Origin of the sequence: uncultured Limnohabitans sp. (assembly GCF_937889215.1) — a bacterium.
Taxonomy (GTDB): Bacteria; Pseudomonadota; Gammaproteobacteria; order Burkholderiales; family Burkholderiaceae_C; genus Limnohabitans_A.
In genome coordinates, this window is the sequence record NZ_CALBEX010000032.1 from 1 (window position 1) to 1,508 (window position 1,508).

2 protein-coding genes are annotated in these 1,508 nt (G+C 62.7%); both read left to right on the forward strand.

The features are described 5' to 3' along the window. The coding region (locus tag Q0341_RS00735) for a TauD/TfdA family dioxygenase (RefSeq protein ID WP_299509879.1) at positions 1 to 946 on the forward strand (946 nt) is incomplete at its 5' end. 19 nt (positions 947 to 965) lie between these two features. Beyond that, the coding region (locus Q0341_RS00740; RefSeq protein WP_299509881.1) for an aldehyde dehydrogenase family protein at positions 966 to 1,508 on the forward strand (543 nt) is incomplete at its 3' end.

Genomic DNA, 1,508 nt, shown 5'->3' on the forward strand with positions numbered 1-1,508 from the left:
AATCAAACAAGCGCTTTGGCAGCACGGCGTGGTGTTTTTCCGCAAGCAGGCTTTGAAGCCCGAGGCCTACATCCGTCTGGGCCAGAACTTTGGCGAGATGGAGCAGCACGAGTTCTTTCCCCACATCGAAGGCCACCCCCAGATCCAGCTGATCTCGAACCAGGGCAACGAAGCCCCCGAGACCGACCGCTGGCACACCGACGTGACCTTCCGCAAGAAGCCCAACATGGTCTCCATCTTGCGCATCACCGACTTGCCCCCCTCGGGTGGCGACACGATGTGGATGCACGCAGGTGCCGCGTATGACGCCCTCAACCCCGGCATGCAACAAATGCTCGAAGGCCTGCAGGCCGACCACGACCTGCCTTGGCACTTCCGCCGCATCAACGCTGCGGAGCGCTTTGCCAAGCGCGCCTCTGCCAAGAGCGGCATGATGGTCACGGCCAGTGAACAAGAGTGCAAGATGATCGAGAACACGCCCACGGTGTCGCACCCGGCCGTGATCACGCACCCCTATAACGGCCGCAAGATTTTGTTCGTCAACTCGATCTGGACCAAACGCTTGCTGGGCATGCACATGGACCTGTCTGAGTCGGTGCTGAACATGCTCTACGAGTGGGTCAAAAAGCCCGAGTTCATGGTGCGTTTCCGTTGGGAAAAAGACTCGCTGGCCATGTGGGACAACTGCGCCACGCAGCACTACGCCGTGTTCGACTACGCGCCGCACTACCGCGCAGGCCAGCGCATGACCTGCGGCAACTTTGTGCCCACGCTCAACCCCGGTGCCGCCGCCCCGGCAGGTCAGCCTTCGGTGATGCGCCAGTTGCTCGACACCACCCGCATGCAAGCGGCCAGCCCGAGTGAACAGAAGGCGGTGGAAGCCATCTTCAGCGCACTCGAAAGCGTGGACCTGAACGCCGTGGCCAACGCCGCTCAGCGCCGTTGAACCCGGAATGCACCCTGTCATGAGTTCAATGAACCCCATCGATCTGGCCGACCACGACCTGGCCGCCTTGCAGGAAGCCCGCGACTTGCTGGGCCGCGCCAAGCAAGCCGCTGCCACGCTGGCGCTGTGGACGCCCGAAGAAGCCAAACGCGTGGCCAAAGAAGTGGCCGCGGCTTTGCTGCCGCGCGCCGAGTTTTATGCCGAGTGGGCCGTGCGCGAAAGCCGCATCGGCAAAGTCGCCGACAAGATCGCCAAGAATCAGATCGCTTGCACGCTGACGCCGACCGCTTGGGACAACGTAGCTCTGGGTGGTGTGCGCCGCAACGATGCGCTGCGCATCGTCGAGATCGGCCGACCTGCGGGTGTGGTGGTGGGCTTGTCCAACTCCACCTCGCCCGTGGCGACCATCATGTTCAAGGCTATTCTTTGCCTGATGACGCGCAACGCGCTGGTCATCTCGCCGCACCCGGTGGCCCTGGGTTGCTGCACCGCCGTGACCCACGAGCTGCAAGCGGCCATCGAAAAAGCCGGTGGTCCGGCCCATGCTTTGCAGATTCTGAAC